This is a genomic window from Mycobacterium sp. IDUB_19, assembly GCF_055419445.1.
Genome location: NZ_JBVAXR010000020.1, coordinates 25,955 through 49,776, shown reverse-complemented (window position 1 = coordinate 49,776; position 23,822 = coordinate 25,955). Strand labels below are relative to the sequence as shown.

16 protein-coding genes and 1 riboswitch are annotated in these 23,822 nt (G+C 65.1%); of the genes, 10 read left to right on the top strand and 6 right to left on the bottom strand.

Annotated elements, in window-relative coordinates:
* Together ACZY0B_RS16850 and ACZY0B_RS16845 are read right to left on the bottom strand one after the other, a co-directional pair.
* Entirely contained in the window at window positions 1–750 is a 750-nt protein-coding gene (locus ACZY0B_RS16850; protein ID WP_463765280.1) for a GntR family transcriptional regulator, read from the bottom strand.
* On the bottom strand, window positions 750–2,372 hold the full coding sequence (locus ACZY0B_RS16845) for a Vgb family protein (protein WP_463765279.1): 1,623 nt from the start codon (window positions 2,370–2,372) through the stop codon (window positions 750–752). Before ACZY0B_RS16845 ends, ACZY0B_RS16850 begins: the two co-directional genes overlap by 1 nt.
* A gap of 221 nt (window positions 2,373–2,593) precedes the next feature.
* Between ACZY0B_RS16845 and ACZY0B_RS16840 the strand changes: the two genes are divergently transcribed.
* From ACZY0B_RS16840 to ACZY0B_RS16805, 8 genes are all read left to right on the top strand, one after another.
* The gene (locus ACZY0B_RS16840) at window positions 2,594–3,457 is read left to right on the top strand and encodes an SDR family NAD(P)-dependent oxidoreductase (RefSeq protein WP_463765278.1); all 864 of its coding nucleotides are present in this window, start codon (window positions 2,594–2,596) and stop codon (window positions 3,455–3,457) included.
* On the top strand, window positions 3,457–4,833 hold the full coding sequence (locus tag ACZY0B_RS16835; RefSeq protein ID WP_463765277.1) for an aromatic ring-hydroxylating oxygenase subunit alpha: 1,377 nt from the start codon (window positions 3,457–3,459) through the stop codon (window positions 4,831–4,833). Before ACZY0B_RS16840 ends, ACZY0B_RS16835 begins: the two co-directional genes overlap by 1 nt.
* 5 nt (window positions 4,834–4,838) lie before the next feature.
* The gene (locus ACZY0B_RS16830) at window positions 4,839–6,689 is read left to right on the top strand and encodes a flavin-containing monooxygenase (protein ID WP_463765276.1); all 1,851 of its coding nucleotides are present in this window, start codon (window positions 4,839–4,841) and stop codon (window positions 6,687–6,689) included.
* Window positions 6,690–7,625 (top strand): SDR family NAD(P)-dependent oxidoreductase, encoded by a 936-nt coding sequence (locus ACZY0B_RS16825; RefSeq protein WP_463765275.1) that lies wholly within the window; start codon window positions 6,690–6,692, stop codon window positions 7,623–7,625.
* A gap of 13 nt (window positions 7,626–7,638) precedes the next feature.
* Window positions 7,639–8,832: a CaiB/BaiF CoA transferase family protein gene (locus ACZY0B_RS16820; RefSeq protein ID WP_463765322.1), complete on the top strand. Its 1,194-nt coding sequence runs from the start codon at window positions 7,639–7,641 to the stop codon at window positions 8,830–8,832.
* Window positions 8,833–8,834: 2 nt separating this feature from the next.
* Complete coding sequence (locus ACZY0B_RS16815; RefSeq protein WP_463765274.1) at window positions 8,835–10,547, top strand: thiamine pyrophosphate-binding protein; 1,713 nt, start codon at window positions 8,835–8,837, stop codon at window positions 10,545–10,547.
* Window positions 10,548–10,576: 29 nt separating this feature from the next.
* A complete protein-coding gene (locus ACZY0B_RS16810) occupies window positions 10,577–12,007 on the top strand; it encodes an aldehyde dehydrogenase family protein (protein WP_463765273.1) in 1,431 nt (476 codons plus the stop codon).
* 236 nt (window positions 12,008–12,243) lie between these two features.
* Entirely contained in the window at window positions 12,244–14,247 is a 2,004-nt protein-coding gene (locus ACZY0B_RS16805) for an acyltransferase family protein (RefSeq protein ID WP_463765272.1), read from the top strand.
* 4 nt (window positions 14,248–14,251) lie between these two features.
* Here the strand turns inward: ACZY0B_RS16805 and ACZY0B_RS16800 are convergent, their stop codons facing one another.
* The gene (locus ACZY0B_RS16800; protein ID WP_463765271.1) at window positions 14,252–14,911 is read right to left on the bottom strand and encodes an O-methyltransferase; all 660 of its coding nucleotides are present in this window, start codon (window positions 14,909–14,911) and stop codon (window positions 14,252–14,254) included.
* Between the two features lie 138 nt (window positions 14,912–15,049).
* Window positions 15,050–15,223: riboswitch (M-box (ykoK) riboswitch) on the top strand.
* 600 nt (window positions 15,224–15,823) lie between these two features.
* On the opposite strand from ACZY0B_RS16800, the gene ACZY0B_RS16795 reads away from it, so the two are divergent.
* Window positions 15,824–17,473, top strand: a complete 1,650-nt coding sequence (locus ACZY0B_RS16795) for an NRAMP family divalent metal transporter (protein WP_463765270.1) — start codon at window positions 15,824–15,826, stop codon at window positions 17,471–17,473.
* A gap of 3 nt (window positions 17,474–17,476) precedes the next feature.
* Here ACZY0B_RS16795 and ACZY0B_RS16790 read toward each other — a convergent pair whose 3' ends face one another.
* Complete coding sequence (locus ACZY0B_RS16790; protein WP_463765269.1) at window positions 17,477–18,421, bottom strand: NADP-dependent oxidoreductase; 945 nt, start codon at window positions 18,419–18,421, stop codon at window positions 17,477–17,479.
* Window positions 18,422–18,557: 136 nt separating this feature from the next.
* Between ACZY0B_RS16790 and ACZY0B_RS16785 the strand changes: the two genes are divergently transcribed.
* The gene (locus ACZY0B_RS16785; protein ID WP_463765268.1) at window positions 18,558–19,163 is read left to right on the top strand and encodes a hypothetical protein; all 606 of its coding nucleotides are present in this window, start codon (window positions 18,558–18,560) and stop codon (window positions 19,161–19,163) included.
* A gap of 9 nt (window positions 19,164–19,172) precedes the next feature.
* Here ACZY0B_RS16785 and car read toward each other — a convergent pair whose 3' ends face one another.
* Window positions 19,173–22,754 carry a carboxylic acid reductase gene (gene car, locus ACZY0B_RS16780; RefSeq protein ID WP_463765267.1) on the bottom strand — a complete coding sequence of 1,194 codons (3,582 nt, stop codon included), beginning with the start codon at window positions 22,752–22,754 and terminating at the stop codon, window positions 19,173–19,175.
* Window positions 22,755–22,916: 162 nt separating this feature from the next.
* On the bottom strand, window positions 22,917–23,672 hold the full coding sequence (locus ACZY0B_RS16775; RefSeq protein WP_463765266.1) for a L,D-transpeptidase: 756 nt from the start codon (window positions 23,670–23,672) through the stop codon (window positions 22,917–22,919).
* Between the last annotated feature and the right edge of the window lie 150 nt (window positions 23,673–23,822).

The window sequence follows — 23,822 nt, the reverse complement described above, 5'->3', positions numbered from 1 at the left end:
TCAACCGGCCTGACCGGTTACGCGACGCATGGTCATCGCGTACCGAAACCTGGACGACAGGTGGGTGTTGATCGTCACTTGGGCCACCTCGCCGTCGGAGGTCGTGTAGGTGCGCCGCATCTGGAGCGCAGCCGTCCCTGCTTCCACGCCCAGCCCGTCGGCCAGTTCTGGCGATAGTTGGACGGCGGCAATCTCTTGGTGCAACGCAGCGACGCTCACCCCGAACAGATCCTCGATCAACGGAAAAATCGGGCCGACATGGCGTTGCAGCAGCCTGCCGACCGCGGCGAAACTCCGGCTGATGTAGTACTCCGTTCGGCACATCGGCACTGACGCGCCGTCGGCTTGCCGGTAACCGCGTACCGATAGCCACTGGGTGCCGACCTCGAGCCCGGTGCGAGCGGCGAGGTCGCCGTCGATCGTCACCATCGCGTTGGATTCGATGGTCAGCTGCGCGCCGGCCGCGAACGCGACGAGGTCGTCGATCGACATCGCGTCCTGGGCATAGGAACTCGATGCCGGCCGGGGAACCACCCGGGTGCCCGCCCGCGGTCGAGACGCGACCAGGTTGTCCTCTCGCAGCCGGCGCAACGCTTCGCGGACGGTGTAGCGGCTCACCGCGAAGCGCTCGCACAGTTGGTGCTCGGTCGGCAGCTGCGAGCCCACCGGATAAACGCCGTCAACGATCTCCTTGCGCAGCGTGCGTGCGATCTGCAGGTAGCGGTGGTCGCCCGCGATAGCCTGAGGCATCAGCCGCCGTCCCTTGTCCGGCGCAGTGCCAGCACGCTGCCGTCGCCATCGGCCGAGACGTAGAGAGTCCCGTCGGGCGCGGCGGTGATGCCGGCGAATGGGCCCTGCGGTCCGGAAAACGGTGGCATGCCGCGCAGCGGCTTGGGCGTCACACCCGGCGGGGGACCGACCGGCAGCCCGGACGCGATCGTGCGCCGCGCGCAGCTGGTCAGATCGAACGCGATCAACTCCTTGGCGCCCGCATCAACGATGTAGAGCACACCGCCCTGGACCAGAATGCCCTGCGGGCGTTGCAGATCGGCGATAACGGTGTCGATCCTCGACCCGTTCACCCTGACCACCCGTCCGGCGCCGGCCTCGGCGACCAGACACGCTCCGTCGGCATCGATCGCGACGCCGACCGGCTCATGCAGATCGGTCGCCAGCACCTCGGTACCCCCCGACTGCAGCGACAGCACCCGCCCGGTGCCCAATTCCGCAAAGACCACACCGCTGGGACTCAGGGCGACACCATATAGCTGGTCGAAACCGTCTGCCAGCACATCACTTTCGCTCGCATCCGGCCGGTAGCGGGCGACCTGGCCGCCCGACGTCGTGACGACGAACTCGCCGGGTCCGCTTGCTACAACGCCGCGCAGGAATCCGGGATAGCCGGGGCTGAACAACATTCCCGCGGTGTGCAAGGACCCGTCGGGCAGTGCGACGTAGAAGTACGTGCCGTCGGCGATGTAAAGCTGTCCGTCGTGGCCGACCGCGAGGTCCATCGGCCAGTTGAGCCCACCCGCCAAGACGGCGCGTGCCGTGCCGTTTGGCGATATCTCGGTGATCTCGCCGGTGAAGTTGGATACGAACAGCCGGTCGCCGACGAAGGTGCAGTTGTCGAGCCCCGGATTCAGCTGGGCGAGCAGCCGCTGCTCGCCGCTGCGAGGATCGATGCGCAGTACCTGACCGCTGGCCACCTGTGTCGAGACCAGGTAGCCCTGCGCGTCGAACTTGACCGAGTCGGGCACACCGAGATCACCTGCGACACACTGGGGCTCGCCGCCGTCGGGGTCGATACGCCAGATTTCGTTGGCGCCCATCACCGGGAAATACAGCAGGCCGTCCGGGCCGACCTCCATCGCATTCGGTGAGGGCACATTCTCCAAGAGCACCCGCGGCGGTCCGCCCGCCAGGTCGAATTCCAGCAGCCGTCCGCCCTCGCGGCATTCACCGATGAACAACCGGCCCGCATGGATGGTGATGCCGTTGGCCGACGGAACGTCGTCCCGCAACACCCGCGTTCGACCGCTGGTGTCGCGCACGCTGACCCGGCCGTCCATCACCTCGGTCGCGTACAGGTTGCCGCTGGCATCGAACGCGACGTCGTCGGGTGCCACGATGTCACCGCCCTTGGGGCTGGCGGTCACCAGTTCCCCGGTGCGGTGATCCAGCGCGCTGATCTGACTGCCGGTCACCTGGGCGATGTAGATGCGACCGTCCGGGCCGGTGCGCAAACCGTTGGCGCCGAACAGCCGGCTGGGCGCGGTGACCCGTTCGAGCTCCCAGCCCTGCGCGACTTCGGTTGGGTATGTCCCGGAGTTCGAGGGGGCGTACCGCGAGAGCTGCGTTGCGATGGCCATGGCGCGCCGAGGTCCTTCCGTCAGCCGTTTGGGCTGGACGTTATCAACTCGCCCTAGTCCAGACAATAGCTACGGATCCTTCGTGGCTTGACCTTGACAGCGAAGTCTGCTGATCGGAATAGTGTTCTCCAAAGGACAGAATGCCATATTTTGTCCGGACAAATAAGCAATGGATCCCGTCGCGGACGCTGGACGGCGTTGGCGGCAGGTGGAAGCAGGTCATGGACGATCACGGGGATCGCGAAAATTTCCTGGGGCTCGACGGTCGCATCGTGGTGGTTTCCGGCGCCGGCGGGGGCGGTATCGGCACGACCGTCACGGCCATGACCGCCCGGGCCGGGGCCACGGTGATTGCGGTGAGCCGGTCGAAGGAAAACCTCGACGAGCACATCGCGCCGCTGGCACAACAGGGGCTGGCCGTGGTGCCCGTCGCGGCCGACGCGTCAACCGACGAGGGCATCGCTGCGGTGCTCGACCACGCGCGCCGCGCCGACGGCAGCTTGTACGGGTTGGTCAATGTCGCCGGCGGCGCGCAGCCGTCGACGTGGATGCCGTCGACCCGGGTGACGCGCAGCGACTGGCGCAAGATCTTCGCCGACAATCTCGACACGGCATTCTTCATGAGCCAGGCAGTGGCAAGTGAACTCGTCGCGCAGCGGCGGCAGGGGTCGATCGTGTCGATCTCCTCGATCAGCGGTATGAACACCGCGCCCTTTCACATCGCCTACGGGACGGCCAAGGCCGCGATCACGGCGATGACCCGCACGATGGCCCTCGAGTTGGCGCTGGCGGGAATTCGGGTCAATGCCGTGGCACCCGGCGTCACCGAAACGGCGGCGTCGCGGACCTACGTCGACGACGACCCCGAGCGGGACCGGCAGGCGATCGCGATGGGTCGGCGTGGGCGGCCCGAGGAACAGGCCGGCGCCATCCTCTTCCTGCTGTCCGAGATGTCGAGCTACATCACCGGCCAGACCCTGCTCGTCGACGGCGGGCTGGACCTTAAGTGGAGCCATCTCGGCGCCGACAACACGTCGCTTTTCCTCAAAGACGAATCCTTCCGCGCGGCGATTAGGAGGATGTGATGACCGACCTAGCCAAAGGCGTGAATTCCGAGGCGGCCGAGGAACTATCGAAACCGATGACGATCGGCGTCGAGGCATACATCTCCGAGGACTATGCCCGCGCCGAGCGGGACAAGCTGTGGCGCAAGGTCTGGCAGCAGGTCGGCCGCGTCGAGGAACTGCCCGAGGTGGGCAGTTACCTGACCTACGACATTCTCGACGACTCGATCATCGTGGTGCGCACCGGCAGCAACGAATTTCACGCTCACCACAACGTCTGCATGCACCGTGGCCGACGGCTGATCGACACCCCCGAGGGCGCCAAGAACGCCTGTGCCCGAACGCGTAAGTCGTTCGTCTGCGGCTTTCACGGCTGGACTTACGGTCTCGACGGAGCGTGCACTCATATCCGCGAACAGCAGGACTGGCAGGAAGCGCTCACCGACGACAACACCCACCTTCGACCGGTCAGAGTCGATACGTGGGGCGGCTGGTTGTGGATCAACATGGACCCCGACTGCGAGCCGCTGGCCGATTTCCTGTTCCCCGCCGCGAAGATTCTCGACGCATTCGGCCTGGAGAACATGCGCTACAAATGGCGCAAATGGCTGTCCTTCGATTGCAATTGGAAAGTCGCGCTGGAGGCCTTCAACGAGACCTACCACGTCTTCACCACGCATCCCGAGTTCAATAAGTTCGGCGAATTCAAGGGATGGGCGAAAGCGCAAGGCAAGCACAGCCATATCGGTTACGACGCACCAGCGGACATGGAGGCCACCAAGTCCAAGATTCGCCTCGGCATCGGCGCCGACCCGCGTGTGTCGACCGCGGAGATGCAGGTGTACACGATGGAGGAGACCAACGCCACCACCACCCAGACGCTGGTGAACGCCGCCAAGCGACTGGTTGACGAGTTGCCCGAGGGGACACCGGCCGACAAGGTTCTCGAGCACTGGCTGGCGTCGGCGCGTCGCGACGACGAGACCCGCGGCGTGATCTGGCCGACGATTCCCGCCGACATCCTCGGGCAGGCCGGCACCGCCTGGCAGATCTTTCCGAACTTCCAGATTGGGCAGGGCCTGACCAGCGCGCTGTGCTACGGCGCGCGACCGCACCCCAGCTACAACCCCGACAAGTGCATTTTCGAGGTGTCGGTCTTCGAGCTGTACCCGAAAGGCCAAGAGCTCCAGACGGAGTGGGAATACACACCGGTCGGTGACCCGAGGTGGCGGTCGGTGCTGCCGCAAGACTTCTCCAACATGGCCGCCGTGCAGCAGGGCATGAAGTCGCTGGGCTTCCCGGGCACCAAGCCCAATCCGTATCGAGAGCGAAGCACAGTCAACCTCCATCACCAACTGTCGAAGTACATGGGTACCGGCGAACCGCAGGAGCTTTGAGATAGATGACCATGTTCGATAAATGCGGACCGACGCAGACGCCGGACGACATCGATATCGACGCGCTGCGAAAGAAGTATCTGCAGGAGCGCGACAAGCGGCTGCGTCCGGAGGGCTCGAAGCAGTACCTGGAACTCAAGGACGACTTCGCAGAATTCGCCGAGGTCGATCCCCACACGCCGGTGACGCCGCGCACGCCGATCGACCAGAACATCGACGTGGCCGTGCTCGGCGGCGGCATCACCGGGCTGCTGGCGGGCGCCTACCTCAAGAAGGCCGGCGTCGAAGACGTGCACATCATCGAGATGGGCGGAGACTTCGGCGGCGTCTGGTACTGGAATCGTTTCCCCGGCATCCAGTGCGACAACGACGCTTACTGCTATATCCCGATGCTCGAAGAACTCAACTACCTTCCGTCGAAAAAGTTCGCCGACGGCGCCGAGATCTATGAGCACTGCCGTCGCATCGCAAAGCATTTCGGGCTCTACGACGGCGCCATCCTCTCCACCCAGGTTCGCGCAGCGCGCTGGGATGAAACGATCGAGCGCTGGCGGTTGAACACCAACCGCGGTGACGACATTCGTGCCCGGTTCGTGGTGATGGCCCAGGGCTCGTTCAACCGGCCGAAGCTGCCCGGCATCCCCGGTATCAAGGACTTCAAGGGACACACGTTCCATTCCGCTCGCTGGGATTACGACTACACCGGCGGGGATGCCAGCGGCGGACTGGACAAGCTGCATGACAAGCGCGTGGCGCTGGTGGGTACCGGTGCGACCGGCGTGCAGCTGGTTCCGCACCTGGGCCGAGACGCCCAGCACCTCTACGTCTTTCAGCGCACGCCCTCATCGGTGGACCTGCGAGCCAATGAGCCGACGGACCCGCAGTGGGCGGCTTCCCTGGAGCCCGGTTGGCAGGAGAAACGCAAGCGCAACTTTCACCGCTGGTCACCATTGGGGGAAGGCGTGGTGTTCGACGAGCCCGATATGGTCTGCGATTTCTGGACCGAACTCGGGCGCAACCTGACCGCGCGGGTCGCGGCCGCCGAGGATCCCGCTGCACTGACCATTGAGCAGATCATGGCGATGCGTGAAGAAGAGGACTACAAGATGATGGAGCGGCTGCGGCGCCGCGTCGGGGAGCTCGTCGACGACCCGGAGACCGCCGAAGCGCTCAAACCGTACTACCGGTTCATGTGCAAGCGGCCTTGCAGCAATGACGAATACCTGCCGACGTTCAACCGCCCGAACGTCACGCTGGTTGACGTGTCGGAATCCAAAGGCGTGCAAGGGCTCACCGAGAACGGGATCGTCGCCGACGGCGTCGAGTACGTGGTCGACTGCGTCATCTTTGCCAGCGGTTTCGAAATCACCACGGACATCAGCCGCCGGTACGCGGTCGATGTGATCGAGGGCCGCGACGGCCTGTCGCTCTTCGATCACTGGGGCGACAGCTACAAATCGCTCCATGGGATGACCAGCCGGGGCTTCCCCAACCAGTTCTTCACCGGCTTCATTCAGGGCGGCGTGGCAGGGAACACCACCGCAATGCTGGAGCAACAGGCCGAACACATCGCCTACATCATTTCCGAGGCGATAGCGCGCCGCGCTTCGACCGTCGAGCCGAGCCAGGAAGCCCAGGACAGCTGGGTTAACACGATCCGCGAAACCTCGATGGACAATACGGAATTCGCGGTGTCCTGCACGCCCGGCTATTACAACAACGAGGGCGGCGGTGGCGGCGAGGGCATCCGCTCGGCGATCGGCGATCCCTACATGCCGGGCTTCTACGCGTTCGACGACCTGCTGAAGGAATGGCGCGCCAAGGGTGATCTCGATGGCCTGGTCCTTGGAAGCTGAATGCCTGACTTGAGATTCGACGGTCGAGTCGCCGTCGTGACCGGCAGCGGCCGAGGACTCGGCCGCTCCTACGCCCTGCTGCTCGCTGCGCGTGGAGCCAAGGTCGTCGTCAACGACGTCGGCGGCAGCCTCGACGGCGAAGGGGTCGACGCCGGTCCGGCCGAACAGGTGGTCGCTGAGATCACCGCGGCCGGGGGCGAGGCTGTCGCGTGTAGTGCGTCGGTTGCGACCCGCGAAGGCGGAGAAGCGGTCATCGCGACCGCGCTTGAGCACTACGCCGGCATCGACATCCTGGTCCACAACGCGGGCAACGTGCGCAGTGGCTCGCTGAAGGAAATGAGTTACGAGGACTTCGACGCCGTGCTCGACGTGCATTTGCGCGGCGCGTTCAACGTTGTGCGGCCGGCGTTTCCGCTGATGTGCGAGGCGGGCTACGGCCGCATCGTGCTGACGTCATCGATCGGTGGCCTGTACGGAAACCACGGTGTGGCCAACTACGCGGCCGCCAAGGCCGGTGTGATCGGGTTGTCCAATGTCGCCGCGCTGGAAGGCGCCCCTCAGGGTGTGCAGTGCAACGTGATCGTGCCGGCCGCGGTGACGCGCATGGCAGAAGGCATAGACACCTCGGCCTACCCGCCGATGGGCTCGGAACTGGTTGCGCCCGTGGTGGGTTGGCTCGCGCACGAGTCCTGCTCGGTGACCGGAGAAATGTTCATCGCGCTGGCGGGCCGGGTGGCACGGGCGGTCATCGCGGAAAGCCCGGGTGTGTGCCGGCCCTCGTGGACGATCGAGGACGTTGGCGAGCATCTGGATGCGATCCGATACGTCGATGCGCCGCTTATCTTTCCGGTCGTCCCGGATGGACATAACCAGCACATCGGATACAGCTTCGAGCTGGCGCGCCGCTCAACCGACCAGGGAGCGCTCCATGGCTAGCCCGACGGGCCCGATGGCCGGTGTGCGCGTGATCGATCTGACCGCAATGGTGATGGGACCGTACTGCACGCAGATCATGGCCGACATGGGCGCCGACGTGATCAAAGTCGAACCGCCACAAGGGGATAACACCCGCTACATCTCGGTGGGCCCGGCGCCTGGCATGAGCGGGGTATTCGTCAACGTCAACCGGGGCAAGCGCAGCATCGTGCTGGACCTGCAAACCGACGCCGGAACGCGCGCGTTGCGCGCTCTCGTCGAGACTGCCGACGTGTTCATCCACTCGATGCGCGCCAAGGCGGTCGCGAAGCTCGGCTTCGGCTACGCGGAGGTCGCCGCGATCAATCCCGCGGTCATCTACACCAATTGCTACGGGTACGGGAGACGCGGACCAGAACGCGACCGTCCCGCCTATGACGACACGATCCAGGCCGAATGCGGCCTGCCTGCAGTACAACAGCAATTGACCGGCGAGGCCGATTACGTGGGCACCATCATGGCCGACAAGATCGCCGGGCTGACGGCGCTCTACGCGACGATGATGGCGTTGTTCCATCGCGAGCGCACCGGACAGGGGCAGGAAGTCGAGGTTGCCATGTTCGAAACCATGGCCTCGTTCATGCTCGTCGAACACGCCAACGGCGCCATGTTCGACCCCCCGCTGGGTCCCGCGGTGTATCCGCGCACCGTGGCGCCCAACCGGCGCCCGTACCGCACCAGCGACGGCTACATCGCCGCGTTGATCTACAACGACAAGCACTGGAACGCCTTCATGAAGGCCGTGCAGCCACCGTGGGCGAGCGAGCTGTATTCGACATTGGAACAGCGCGCACGCGAGATCGACACCGTCTACGGGCTATTGGCCGAGACGATGAAAGAGCGCTCCACCGCGGAGTGGTTGGCGCTGCTGCACAAACTCGAGATACCGGCCGCGCCACTGAACACGCCCGGCGCTCTCTTCGACGATCCGCATCTCAACGCCGTCGGCATGTTCGAGACGGTGGACACCCCGCACGGACCGGTCCGCTTCCCGGGCGTACCGACCTGGTTCTCGCAGACACCGGGTCGCGTTGCCGGGCCGGCGCCGGAGCTCGGCGCCCACACCGCGGAAGTGCTCGCCGAAATTAGCGCGAGAAGTCACAAAATCACCCCAAATACCCAGCCAGAGAGCGATTTTGCGACTGCTCGCGAGGGAAAGGAACTTTGACCATGCCCGTGCCCGTCTATAAGCGCATCCTCGACCTGTTCGAGGCCGAGGGCGTGAATACCCTGTTCGGTATCCCGGACCCGAACTTCGTGCATATGTTCGCCGAGGCCGACGCCCGCGGATGGTCGGTGGTCGCACCGCATCACGAACTGAGCGCGGGATTCATGGCCGAGGCGGCGTCGCGTATGACGGGTAAGCCCGGCCTGTGCATCGGCACGCTCGGCCCGGGTATGGCCAACATCGCCGGCGCGATCCAGTGCGCACTAGTCGAGAACTCACCGGTGATCTTCCTCGGTGGGCAACGCGCACGCGTCACCGAGCGCCGGGTGCGACGCGGCCGCATCCAATTCGTGCAACAGGAGCCACTTTTCGCCGCATCGGTGAAGTACAGCAGCTCGATCGAGTACGCCGACCAGACCGACGAGATCATTCACGAGGCGATCCGTCGCGCCATGTCGGGCACTCCCGGACCATCGTATGTCGAGTTTCCGTCACACGTCATCCTCGAGGAGCTCGACGTGCCGGATCCGCTGCCGCCCAACCGGTATCGGCTCGTCAACCAGACCGCGGGTGAGCGCGAGGTTGCCGAGGCCGTAAAGCTGATCCGCGAGGCCAAGCGCCCGATTCTGTTGGTCGGACACGGCGTGCACACCTCGCGCACCCAGCAGGAAGTCAAGGAGCTGGCCGAGCTGATGGCCTGCCCGGTGATCCAGACCTCCGGCGGTACCTCGTTCATCCCGGGACTGCAGGAGCGGACGTTCCCCTACTTGTTCTCCCCGGCCGCCAACGAGGCGGTCGAGGAATCCGACCTGTGCGTCGCGCTGGGTACCGAACTCGGTGAGCCGATGCACTACGGCCGGACCCAGCATTGGGCCGGAAACGACGCGAACCGCAAATGGGTGTACGTGGAGCAGGACCCGACCGCCATCGGCGTCAACCGCCCGGTCGACGTGGCGCTGGTCGGCGATCTGCGCGGTGTCGTGCCGCAGCTGGTCGAGGCGCTCCAGGATTCTCCGCGTAAACCGGCACCCGCGCTGGAGGTGCTGATCGGAAAGGATGCGAAAGAGCTTGCGGACGTGGCGGAATCGGCGCCGTCCGGACGCTCGCCGATCCACCCGGCGCGCTACGTCGTCGAGGCAACCAAGGCATTCAACGAACTCGAGGACGGCATCATGGTGCGCGACGGCGGCGCGACCGTGATCTTCCAGTGGACCTACTCGCAGTCCAAGCCGCGCGACGTGATCTGGAACCAGAACTTCGGTCACCTGGGCACGGGTCTGCCGTACGCCGTCGGCGCCTCGGTCGCCGAGGGCGGCAAACGTCCGGTCATGCTGCTGACCAGTGACTCGGCCTTCCTGTTCCACATCGCCGAGTTGGAAACCGCTGCGCGACAGAACCTGCCGCTGGTGTGTGTGGTGGGCGTCGACCACCAGTGGGGTCTGGAAGTGGGCGTGTACAAGCGCACGTTCTCCCAGCCGTCGCCGCAGCCCGGCGTGCACTGGAGCAAGGATGTCCGGATGGACAAGGTTGCCGAGGGCTTCGGTTGCCACGGTGAGTACGTCGAAAAGGAAGAGGAGATCGGCCCGGCGATCGCTCGCGCCTACGCCAGTGGCAAAGTCGGTGTAGTGCACGTGTGCATCGACCCGAAGGCCAACTCCGAGGAAATGCCGAAGTACGACCGATTCCGGACCTGGTACGCCGAAGGCACCCAGTAAGACCACCCAGTTAGAAAGGGATCGATCTGATGCGCGAATACCTGAAGTTCTACATAGACGGACAGTGGGTCGACCCGGTGCGGCCCAATACCTTTGACGTCGATAACCCGGCGACCGAACAGGTTTCCGGGAAGATCTCGCTGGGGTCGGAGGCCGATGTCGACGTGGCGGTCAAGGCCGCCCGGCGCGCTTTCGCCAGCTGGTCGCTGACCAGCCGCGAACAGCGCCTGGATCTGTTGCAGGCCATCCTCGCCGAATACCAGAAGCGCGCGGACGACATCGCCGAGGCGATCACCGAGGAAATGGGTGCGCCGCCCTCGCTGGCCGCCGGGCCGCAGGTCTTTCTCGGGATCGGTCACCTGACCACGGCCATCGACGCGCTGAAGAACTTCTCGTTCGAGGAGCAGCAGGGGGCGAGCCTGATCGCCAAGGAGCCGATCGGCGTCTGCGCTTTGATCACGCCCTGGAACTGGCCGATCAACCAGGTCGCGGTCAAGGTCTATCCGGCGTTGGCGACCGGTTGCACCGTTGTCCTGAAACCGTCTGAGGTTGCCCCGTATTCGCCCTACATCTTCGCCGAGGTGCTCGATGCCGCGGGCGTGCCGGCCGGGGTGTTCAACCTGGTCAACGGCGACGGCGCGGGCGTGGGTGTGGCCCTGGCGCGCCATCCCGACATCGACATGGTGTCGTTCACCGGATCCACCAGCGCCGGTATCGAGGTGGCCAAGACCGCCGCCCCGACCGTGAAGCGCGTGACCCAAGAGCTCGGCGGCAAGAGCCCCAACATCGTCCTCGACGACAGTGGCTTTGCCGACGGCGTCAGCGCCGGCGTGGCCAACATGATGCCCAACTCGGGGCAGAGTTGTAACGCGCCGTCGCGGATGCTGGTCCCGAATTCACGCATGGCCGAGGCCATTACCATCGCTCGTGAGGTGGCAGAGCAAGTACAGGTGGGCAGCCCCGAGGATGCGCGGGCGATCGGCCCCGTGGCCTCGAAGACCCAGTTCGACAAGGTTCAGCGCCTGATCCAGCAGGGCATCGACGAGGGCGCCACCGTGGTTGCGGGCGGCCCGGGCCGGCCGGCGGGGCTGGACAAGGGTTACTACGTCAAGCCGACCGTCTTCGCGCACGTCACGAACGACATGACGATCGCGCGCGAGGAGATCTTCGGGCCGGTGCTGTGCATCCTCGGCTACGACGACCTCGACCAAGCCGTCGAGATCGCCAATGACACCGAATACGGCCTCGCCGGCTATGTTTCGGGAGCCGACCTCGACAAGGCCCGTGAGGTTGCCCGCAAGATCCGCGCGGGATGGGTGACGATCAACCACGCATTCGACATGAACGCGCCATTCGGCGGCTACAAGCGCAGTGGCAACGGTCGCGAATGGAGCGAGTTCGGCTTCCACGAGTATCTGGAGGTCAAAAGCACCCTCGGTTACGCGCCCGACAAGGCATGACGCCTTAGACCGAAATCCGAACGCACCACAGCGAAAAACCGCTGCGTGTCCTCCACCTGATCCCGCGGCCCCGCCCCTAAGCTTGCTGTGATCAAGAGGAGGGGCGACGACGTATCGGCAGCAACTACCGCGCCGGACAGCAGGGTGTTCAGGGCGCGCCAAAAGCGAGCACTGAGCCGGGCAGGGAGCACCCCGCACCGGCAAGTTCCGGTCGGCGTACCCGGTGGGTAGCCCCGGTGCGCCGGGCAGGGCGGCTGGCGATCTGGGATAAACCCGAGCGAGCCAGCGGCATTCCCGCACTGGATGGACTTCGCGCGATCGCGGTTGCGCTCGTGCTCGCCGACCACGGCGGCATTCCCGGTATGAGCGGTGGGTTCCTCGGCGTCGACGTCTTCTTTGTGCTCAGCGGATTTCTGATCACGTCGCTATTGCTGGACGAACTGGGGCGCACCGGACGTATCGACCTGACCGGGTTCTGGATTCGCCGTGCCCGCCGGCTGTTGCCGGCGCTGGTGTTGATGGTGCTCGCCGTGGGTGCGGCCCGCGAACTTCTTCCTGCTCAAGCGCTTAACGGGTTACGCGACGATGCGATCGCGGCGTTCTTATGGGTGGCAAACTGGCGCTTCGTCGCGCAGAAGACCGACTACTTCACCCAGGGCGCGCCGCCGTCGCCGCTGCAGCATGCCTGGTCGCTCGGCGTCGAGGAGCAGTACTACTTTGTCTGGCCGGTCCTGCTCATCGTGGTCGCTCTGCTGCTGGCGGCGCGGGCCAAGCGCTACTTCATGCGGGCCACCGTCGGCGGGGTGCGGTTCGCTATCTTCGTGATTGCCACGCTGGGGGCGCTGGCCTCCGCCGCGGCCGCCATCATCTTTATCTCCGACACCACGCGTGACCGCATCTACTTCGGCACCGATACCCGCGCGCAGGCCTTGCTGGTCGGCTCGGCGGCAGCGGCTCTGCTGGTTCGGGATTGGCCTTCGCTGAACCGTGGCTGGTGCATGATCCGGACTCGGTGGGGGCGGCGGGTCGCCCGCGTGCTGCCGGTCGTCGGCATGGCGGGGCTGGCGGCGGCGGCGCACTACGCAACGGGCAATGTCGGCGATTTTCGCCACGGCCTGTTGATCGGTGTGGCGATTGCGGCAGTCTTCGTGGTCGCCCCGGTGGCGCTGGAGCAGCGCGGGTTGATCGCCCGCATTCTGGCCGCGCCCCCGCTGGTATGGCTGGGCACCATTTCCTACGGCATCTATCTGTGGCACTGGCCAATCTTTCTGGCGCTCAACGGCGAACGCACCGGATGGGCGGGATTCCCGCTGTTCGCCGCGCGGTGCGGGCTCACGTTGGCTGTGGCCGGCGCATCGTATTGGCTGATCGAACAACCGGTCCGTCGCTGGCGGCCGGCCCGGGTCGCGTTGCTGCCGCTGGCCGCCGCCACCGTGGCCAGCGCCGCGGCGATCACGTTGCTGGTGATTCCGGTCGGCACCGGAACCGGCCTGCGTGAGAGCGGGCTGCCGCCGGGCGTTTCGGCGGTCGCGGCGGTGTCCCCGGCGACGCCGGGCGGGAGTCGGCCGGTCGGGCCGCGAAACCCCAACCGGCCGTTCACCGTTTCGGTATTCGGTGATTCGATCGGGTGGACCTGGATGCACTATCTTCCGCCGACGCCCGGATTCGCGTTCCTCGACCACACCGTCATCGGATGCAGTCTGGTCCGTGGCACCCCGTATCGCTACATCGGCCAAACTCTGGATCAGCGAGCGGAATGCGACACCTGGCCGGGCAGATGGGCAACGCAGATCAGCCAAGACCAGCCGGATGTCGCCCTTCTGATCATCGGCCGCTGGGAAACGGTGGATCGTGTCAACGAAGGGCAGTGGACCCACATTGGTGATCCGACCTTCGACGCATATCTCAACGCCGAGCTGGAGCGAGCACTGAACATCGCGAGCGCCAGCGGAGTTCGAGTGGTGGTCGCCTCCGTGCCGTACAGCCGCGGCGGCGAGAAGCCGGATGGCCGCCTGTACCCGGAGGACCAGCCGGATCGGGTCAACCAATGGAACACCATGCTGCGCAAGACGGTTGCGCAGCACCCGAATGTCCAGATTCTGGATCTGAACAAAAAGCTCTGCCCCGACGGCGTCTACACCGCCAAGGTCGACGGCATCAAGGTGCGCAGCGACGGCGTCCACCTCACCCCGGAAGGGGTCAAGTGGCTGACGCCCTGGCTCGAGGAGTCGCTGCGCTAGACGCCTAGTCGTCGGTGCGGCAGCTGATTTCCATGCTGTCGCTTTCCCGGACCAGGAAATTGAAGCTGGTGTACCCGTTGGCGGGATCGCGAACACGATCGAGATAGGGCGCCATGTCGGACGAGCTGGCGTTGTCGGCGATGACCAAAGCGCCTGTGGCAAGCCGGGGCTCGAGCAACTTGATGACCGGAAGATATAGGTCCTTCCAGCCGTCGAGCAAGACGAATTCGACGGGGCCGTCGACGGCCTCGAGTGTGGTGAGCGCGTCTCCCTCGAGAATGGTGATCACGTCGTCCAAACCTGTCTCGGCGAACGTGTTCTTGGCGGCGGCTATCTTGCTCGCACTGAGTTCCGTGGTCACCACGCGCCCGACGCCGTTATCGCGTATGGCCGCCGCGAGATGAATGGCCGAGATACCGAAAGACATTCCGAATTCGACAACCGTCGTCGGCCGGGTCGCCCGGATCAGCGCGTACAGCAGCCGTCCGGCCTCGGGAGTCACCGGGATGTAGAACTCGCTCATCGCCTCGGTGCGTTCCGCTGTGGTCATCGGTCGATCGAACTGACCATGCCGCTCACGCAGGAGCGACATCTGGTTCTTCGTCTCGGTGTACATCCCGTCGAGCACGGACTCGACACGAGGGTCTTGCAAGGTTGTGGCCATGCCCATGAGGGTATGCCTCGGCGGTATTCACCCGGGATAATGACCGGCTGTCAGTAAATGTGACGCGCGCCACGCCCGCCGTAAAGGTATTGCTAAGGCGTTTGACGAGCAGTGGGTCGTAGTGCCAGCATGGACGGGCAAGCACCTCGGTAGGTGAGGCGTCTGCACGGACACAGGCCACTGACCCCGAACGTCGAGAGACGCCCCGGGTCAGGACAGCTCTTCCCGGACCCAAGGGTTGAGCCCAAGTGGCTTCTGGACATGATCCAGATACGCCGTGCAGTGCCAAAGCTCCGACGAGAGGGGTGCGGCCGGCGGGCTCACGGCCCGGCATTCGTACCTCTCCCGCGTGTGATGTGACGACACCCTCGTGTGTCATGGCCGTGAGGAGGTGAGGGCGAGATGAGTCCCGGCGATAGTTCCTATCCGAAATCCATCTTGATCCGATCCGGTTCCGGCGCTTCTTTCTGCTGACGCAACTTCTTGGATTTCGCTGTCCCACAACCGTATTGAGGGTGGTGGCATCGGCGAATACTCGGGCGCACTCGGCGTGCTGACGAGCCGATCGGGCTTCCGCTAAGGGGGAAGACCATGACTTTTGTTGTTGCAGAACGTATTCGCGGGCTTGGAAGGTTGCGCGGACGGTCGATGCTGCGTGCAGGTCGGCTGCTGACAATCAGGTTGTGCGCCATGCACATCCCGACGCCCGAAGAGCGGGCGAACCTGTACGTGTCACGGATGCCGACCGCCGTGCTCTCGGCCGCGCCGGGCGGACAGTCATCGGGCTGTGTAGGCAACCACCGGTGAAACGTTCCGCCACGCGGTCCCCGGCGGCGGGGGTTGTCAGCCTGCCGCCGGGGCGCGTTGAGCACCCGATCTGTGCAGCCCGATCTCGAAGATAGCGAGAGTCCTATGACTTCGATTTCCACTCGGCCGCATGGCGTTCCCGTGCTGGATTCCGCGCACACCGGCGACATCGTCGGAGCGTTCGGCCGTATCGGGCGAGACGACGCCGGCACGTTCGGTGGCCGGTGGCGGCGGTTGCGCACACTGATGGTCATCACCGGCCCTGGATTGATTGTCATGGTGGGCGACAACGACGCCGGCGGCGTCGCGACCTATGCGCAAGCCGGTCAGAACTACGGGATGAACCTGCTGTGGACGCTGGCATTGCTGATCCCGGTGTTGTACGTGAATCAGGAGATGGTGCTGCGCTTGGGCGCGGTCGCCCGAGTTGGTCACGCGCGCCTGATCTTCGAGCGCTTCGGAAAGTTCTGGGGCGCATTCAGCGTGGGTGATCTGCTGGTTCTGAACGCCCTGACGATCGTCACCGAATTCATCGGCGTCGCACTGGCGTTGGGGTTCTTAGGCTGCCCGAAGACCGTGGCGATACCCGCCGCTGCCGTGCTGCTGTTCGCGGTGGTGGCGGGCGGCTCGTTTCGGCGTTGGGAGGGGCTGATGTTCCTGCTGATCGCGGTGAACGTCGTGATGATCCCGATGGTGCTGATGGTGCATCCGAGTCTGAAAGTCACTGCCGCCGGACTGATACCGCGGTTTCCGGGTGGACTGGACTCCACGGTGCTGCTGCTGATCATCGCGATCGTGGGCACCACGGTGGCGCCATGGCAGCTGTTCTTCCAGCAGTCCAATGTGGTGGACAAGCGCATCACCGCACGCTGGATTCCTTACGCACGAGCCGATTTGATCATCGGCATCGTCGTGGTCATTGTCGGTGCGACGGCGTTGATGGCGGTCACGGCCTTCGGCCTGGCCGGAACGGCCGACATCGGCAACTTCACCGACGCCGGCGCGGTTGCCAGCGGCCTGGGCCGCCACCTCGACAACACGGTAGGGGTACTGTTCGCGATCATCCTGCTGGACGGATCGCTGATCGGGGCCAACGCAATTGGGTTGGCCACCACCTACGCCATCGGTGACACGATGGGCAAGCGGCACTCCCTGCACTGGAAGATCAGTGAGGCGCCATGGTTTTACGGCGGCTATGCGCTACTGCTGGGCGCGTCGGCTGCGGTGGCGTTCAGTCCCGATCACATCCTCGGGCTGGTCACCCAGGGCGTGCAGGCGCTCGCCGGCATCCTGTTGCCCTCGGCGACCGTGTTCCTGGTTCTGCTCTGCAACGACCGGGCAGTCCTGGGACCGTGGGTAAACACGTTGCGGCAGAACATCGTTGCGTGGGCCATCGTGTGGTCGTTGGTGCTGCTGTCGCTGGCATTGACCGCGACGACGTTCTTTCCAGACCTGTCCGCAGCGACGCTCGAGGGCGGGCTCGCGGCCGGCGCTGCGGTCGGCCTGCTCGGCGGCGCCGTGGCGATCATCGGCGGTCGGTGGTCGGGCGACCGTCACGAGTCGAAACCCGCTCGCGCCGAGCGCCGAACCCTCCGCCAACAGGATCGGCTGGACTGGCAGACCCCCAACCTGGCTGCTCTTGCCCGCCCGGCCATATCGCCGATTCGTAGGGCTGGATTGTTGATCCTGCGCGGCTACCTCGTCATGGCTGTCGTATTCGTAGTGATCAAGGTGGTTCAGGCCGGCATGAGCTGACGATCAGGGCGAACCGTTGGGCAGCAGAACAATTTTGCCGTGCGTGTGCCGGCGTTCGAGTTGCTCGAAGGCGTCGGCCACCTGCTCCAGCGCAAAGGTATCGGCGATGTCGAAATCGACGGCGCCGCCGGCGAGCAGGTCGGCGATCTCGGTGAGTACTTCCGGTGTGGACGCGTCGGTGCTGCCTTCGGTTTTGGCGCCGACTTCGCCGGCCTTCTGGAAGGAGATGATCGTGTCGATGCGCTCCGGTGCCACCCCGAGATCCACGGCGAGCTGGACGTAGTCCGGGCCGAATAGATCGATGAACGCGTCGATTCCGTTCGGCGCCGCCTCGCGCAGGCGCTCTGCCAACCCGTCGCCGTAGCTGATCGGGATGACGCCGTGTGCGCGCAGCCACTCGGCGTTGCCCTCTCCGGCGATGCCGAGCACTCGTGCCTTGCGCAGGACCAGCAGTTGGACGACAAGACTGCCGACACCTCCGGCGGCCGCCGACACGACGACGGTCTCGCCCGGCTGCGGCGCGACCGCGCGGACAGCGGCGTATGCCGTCGCACCGACGACATAGAGCGAACCCGCTGCCTCCCAACTCAATTGGGGAGGCTTACGGATCAGCTGATCGACCGGGACGGCGGCGTGGGTGGCATGGCTTGATCGCCGGAAGCTGAACCCCAGAACCTCGTCGCCGACTGCGAATTCGGTGACCCCGGGTCCGGTCGCCGTCACCACCCCGGCCAGATCGCTGCCCTGACCGGAGGGAAATGTGGCGGGGAACATGTCACGCATCGCTCCCGATCGAATGGCGGCCTCTCCGGGGTTGATTCCCGCCGCACGAACTTCCACCACCACCTCACCCTCGCCGGGTGTCGGCATGTCGATCTCTGCCACGTACAGCACGTCACGGTCCCCGTAACGGTCGAACCGCACAGCGCGCGCCGCTGCAGTCGTCATCTCGATCTCCTTACCGCGCGAATCGAAACTTTCTGCCCCGGCCCCTCACCAGGGTAGGCGCGAACCGGCGCCTGTCGATTGGTGCGTGCGCGTATGTTCATATGCGCTGACCTTGTTCCCACTGGAAGGACTGCCCATGGTGTGTGCCCGGATGACCGTCACCGGCTGGGCCGTCGCCACCTTGGTGATCGGCATCGCGATCACCGGCTGCGGTAACAACAGCAAGACTTCGGCGCCGCCATCCACCAGCGGCACCGGTTCGACGTCGGCCGCCAACCCGTCGCCCGGACATCCCCCCGATTACAGCGCGTTGTTGATCCAGCCCAGCGATCTCGGCGGCGGAGACTTCACCGCACCGCAGCCGCCCGTCCTGAACTTCAACGACACGACCGGCGTCGCGCAGCTGTTCGTCAATGCCGACAAGAGCCGGCGCATTGGGGACACCATCTTGGTGGTCGACAATCCCTCGGTCGCGGTGGCCGCACTGGATAACACCAAGACGAATTACGCGAAGAAGGTCAGCGGTGCCTGGCAGCCCGTCGACGTCGGCTCCAACGGTGCGATGATTTCGGGTACGTCGCCGGATAATTCGCAAGCCATCGCCGTGTTGTTGTTCACCGAGGGCAGGGCGTTGGTCAATCTGGAATTCGACAGCGCGCCAGCCGACCCGATCGATCCGGGCATCGCGACCGATATCGGCCGCAAGCAAGCCGCGGCGGTCAAGAATGGTTTGCACGATTAGCCTTTCGGGCTAAACCAACCCGAGCAGCCGCAGATCCGAGACGTACTTGCCGATCAGCGCCTCAGACAGGTGCGGAATGTCTTTGTCCGCACCAATTCTCGCTGCCTGCACCGCGCCGCGGAACACTTCCGTCGGAGCCGGCGCACCGCGCAGCGGCGCCTCGGGCTTGCGGTAAACGTCGAGCAGGGGCAGAACCGAATGCTGACGCTGCTTGTCGGGCAGGGCCCGCAGCGCCGTCTCGAACCGGCTGAACCACTCGTCATGGTCGTCGATGCGCCGGATGTCGTGACCGGCGGCGATCAACCAGTCCACGAACACATCCAGCGAGATGCCATCGTCGTGCGGGTTCATCACATCGAAGGACCGGTAGCGCCCGGAATCCTGTGTGGCCGTTACTATCTGCTCGCCCAGCGTGGTGACCGACGCTGCGACGAAGTCGGCGGGCAGGCCGTCGTAATGCGCCACCGCCCGGTTTCCATGCGCATCGGTTTGGTAGAACGAGGACGGCGCAATACCGGTTACCAGCAAGCTGAATATCAACCGGGTGAACGCATCCGGCACATTCAGCTGTCCGGCGTACTGGCTGTGCGCAAGGATCATGTCGGATCGGAACACCGCAACCGGCAACCCACACAGGTCGTGCGCCTCACGCAGCAGCACCTCACCGCCCCACTTGCTGTTCGCATAACCGCTGGCGTAGCTGTCGTCGATCGGGCGGACCGGGCTGACGGTGCGGATGTCGCCATCCTCGGCGAACGTGGCGGGGTCAACCGACAGGGCGACCGCGACGGTCGACATGTAGGTGACGGGCTTGATCCGCGTCGTGATCGCCAGGCGAATCAGCTCGGCGGTGCCCACGACGTTGGGGCCGAACAACTGGTCGTACGGCAGGACGTGGTTCACCAGCGCGGCCGGGTGCACGATCATATCCACGCTCTGCGCCAGGTGTTCCCAAGTCGATTGGTCCAAACCAAGATTCGGCTCCGCGATGTCGCCGACGACCACCTCGAGGTGTTCGGCGGCCAGGGTGCGGAACCGCTGCAGCAATTGTGGATCGCCGCTGTCGAAAACGGCCTCCAGCCGCTTGGCGGCGGCCTGGGCGTCGGTGCCGCGGATGATGGTGACGAGTTTTCCGCCGGTGTCGGCCAGCCGCTCGAGCCATTCCAGGGTCAGGAAGCGGCCGAGGTAGCCGTTGGCGCCGGTAAGCAGAACCGTGTGTGGCGTGCCGGTCGCAAGTGGCAGCGTCGGAGCCGCGGCCAGGGCTTCGGCGTCGATGAACTTGTCCAGGGTGAGCTCGGACGCGCGGGCTTCGGTCGCGCCGCGGCCGTGAATGGCAGAGAACGTGGGCCGCTTGGAGCCGGATTCACGTTCGGCCTCCACATATTCCGCGAGTTGCCGCAGATCGGAAGCCGGGCTGATGATCTGGCCCACCGGGACTTCCACGTCGAAAATGTCCTGCAGCAGGTTGGAGAAGGTCAGCGCGGACAGCGAGTCGCCGCCGAGTTCGAGGAATTGGGTATCCGGGTCGGGCGGCCCGCCGGGTAAGCCCAGCAACGCCTCGGCCGCGCGTGTCAGCGTATCGATCACGGGCCGGTCCGCGGCCCCCTCGCGCAGCGCGCGCAGTTCAGCTGTCCGGGTGGCGGCGAGTTCGGCGTAGAGCTCCTCGAGCCGCTCACCGTAGTGCTCCTTGAGCTTTGGCCGCAGCAGCTTGCCGACGCCCGACAGCAGGCCGTTGTCCTCGTTGAAGGGCTCGTAGTCGATGAGAAAGTCCACGGGCACTTCATAGGACTGCAGCTCGGCGAGTTTGGCAGTGCGGCGCAGGGATTCGTTCAACGCGGCCTTGAGGCCGTCGGCATCGCCGGCGAACCGTTCCTCGGCTTCGGCGGTCGGCACCACGACGGCCAACAGGTACGGCCGCTCGCTGTTGCCGTAAACGAAGATCTGGCGGACCAGTGCGGCGCTGCTGAAAACGGCCTCCAGGCGTGCCACGGCCACGAATTCGCCCTGCGCCAACTTCAACACGTTGTTGCGCCGGTCCACGTAGACGAGACGATCGGGCCCGATCTCGGCCATGACGTCGCCCGTGCGGTAGTAGCCGTCGGGGTCGAACGCATTCGCCGTCACATCGGGTCGCTTGAAGTACCCGGTGAAGGCGGTCAGCGATTTCACCAACAGCTCGCCCCGCGGATAGGGCTTATCGGTGTGGAAGTAGCCCAGTTCCGGCACATCGATGAGTTTGTAGTCGGTTACCGGCGGCCGGGCGACCAAACTGTCCTTGAACACCATGCCGACCTCGGTAAGTCCGTAGCCGTCGAGCACGTGGACGTCCAGGCAGGACTCGATGAAGGCCTTCATTTCGGCGGCCAACGGCGCGGTGGTGGAGAAGCTGGTAATCACTCGCCCGCCCAGAACCTGTTCGCGTAGTTCGGCTTTCGCCTGCGCGTCGGCGTCCGCGGGTTCGGCGCCCTGGGCGACGAGCCGCTCCACCGCACTTTGGTAGCGCTGGTACAGCATCTCGACCACCCGCGGCACCATGCCCATTTCGGTGGGGCGCACCAGATTCCAGTCATCGAACAACGTGGACAGGTCACTTTCAGGCACGAAGTAGCTGGTGCCCCCCGCCTGGAACGCCGATGACAGCGGTATCCGCCCGCCGACGTGATTGAGCGGCATGAAGTTGACGTTGAATACCGGTATGTCCGCGAATTCGGGATAGAGCTCGTTGGTCCACAACTTCAAAACCATGCGCTCGGTGTACATGGCGCCTTTGGGCAGACCGGTGCTGCCCGACGTGTACATGATCATCGCCAGCCGCTCGTCGCTTTCGCCGGTGTACCACGGCTCCGGCGGCAGCGCGCTGCCACGCTCGACCAATTCGTCGAAGGTCTCGACGGTCACCGCCAGGCCGGCGGCGGCCAGCTTCGACTGGGCACGCTCCAGGTTCTCCCGCAGGTCGTCAACCTCCGGTCGGTAATCGAAGACCACCAGGCGCCGTAGCGAGGTGCTGCCCAGCGCCGCCTCGACGGCAAGGTCGAGGTAACCCGCCCCGGTGGCGAGGACTTGCGGTTCGATTTCGGCAACGATCGGCTGCAGCCGCGAGGCTGTTGCGTTGTGTTGCAGCGGTACCGCGACCAGGCCGAGATAACCCGATACCAGGTCGACCGTCAGATACTCGGGGCTGGCGAAACCGAGGGTGGCGACAACATCACCCGGTTTGACCGGGTTTGCCGCATCGTGGCGCCACGCCGTGGCGACGGCACGTACGTTGGCCCACAGATCGCGGTAACTCATGGTGTCGAACCGATGCAGCAGCTGGCTGGTGGTGCGCCCGGTCGCGGGATCGGTCGTCAACTCACGTGCTCGCCAACCCAACGCGGGGCGATCCGCGTAGCCCTCGGCGAACATCTCGAGGATCTGCGGAAGTCGAAGGCCAGGCTGGCGCGCCTCGGCCTGCAGCGCGGCGTCCGGCTTGGCGTTCCGGTACTGCTCGTCGGTCGCCTCCAGCGCGAGGATGCGTTCGGTTACTCGTTCCCGCGGTGTGACTTCCGAACCCGTACTGGTGCCGTTCTCAAGCTTCGCCTCAGTAGTCATGCCCAGCCTCTCGTTCGGACGACTCCCTAGCGCAAACCTTCCGCCCGCTGCGAGTCTTCCACCCGATCACTGTGACCGTAGCCACACCGGTGCTGAGCGCGTTGGCCGGCGCGGCATCACCGCCGCATCACAGGTTTGCTGGTGCCGGTCTAACGGGGACTGTTACGCCACGACCTCGATGGGGTCGCCGACGTTGACGTTGTTGAAGTACCACGCCGCGTTGTCCGGGCTCAGGTTGACGCATCCGTGGCTGACGTTGGCGTGGCCCTGCGAGTCGACCGACCAAGGTGCCGAGTGCACGTAAACACCGCTCCAGGTGACGCGGACCGCGTACTGCGCGGTGATCTTGTACCCCTCGGGCGAACTGAGCGGGATTCCGATGGTCCGCGAGTCCATGACCACGCTGCGTTGCTTCTCCAGGGCGGTGAAGTTGCCGATCGGCGTCGGACGGCTGGGCTTACCCATCGAAGCGGGCATCGTGCGCAGTACTTCCCCGTCCCTGCTGACGGTGAAGGTGTGGGCGGAGATGCTGGCGACACCCAGGAACGCGTCGCCGGTGTCGAACCCCGTTGTCAGCTCTTGCACGCCCACCGAAACGTGGCTGTGCGCGGGCCAATACTGGTTCGGAACCCATTGCACGACATTGTTCTCGGGCCACTCGAAGTGTCCGGTGATGTTGCTCGGTGCGGCGACGTGGATGGACCGTTCGACGGTGGCACGATCGGCCACCGGCGCGGTGAATTTCACGACGACCGGGTGTGCGACTCCCACCACCGCGCCATCGGCCGGCAAAATCGAGGCAATTGCGGGGACTGGCTCGGGCACCGGGACTGCGGCGACCGCACGGGAACCGGATCCCACCACACCCAAGCCCGTGATCGCGACCATAACAAATAGATAACGAACCCCACGACGCATGGCGTCCACCCTCCGAGATGGTGCGATCAACACACCGATATCCTACTGGCTGTCTGACGAATACGGCTTTTAGCAAACAATGACACTCCCGCCCGGTCACCAAGACATCGATCCGATCACCGTTCAATCCCGTCACGGGCGGTTCTCGTC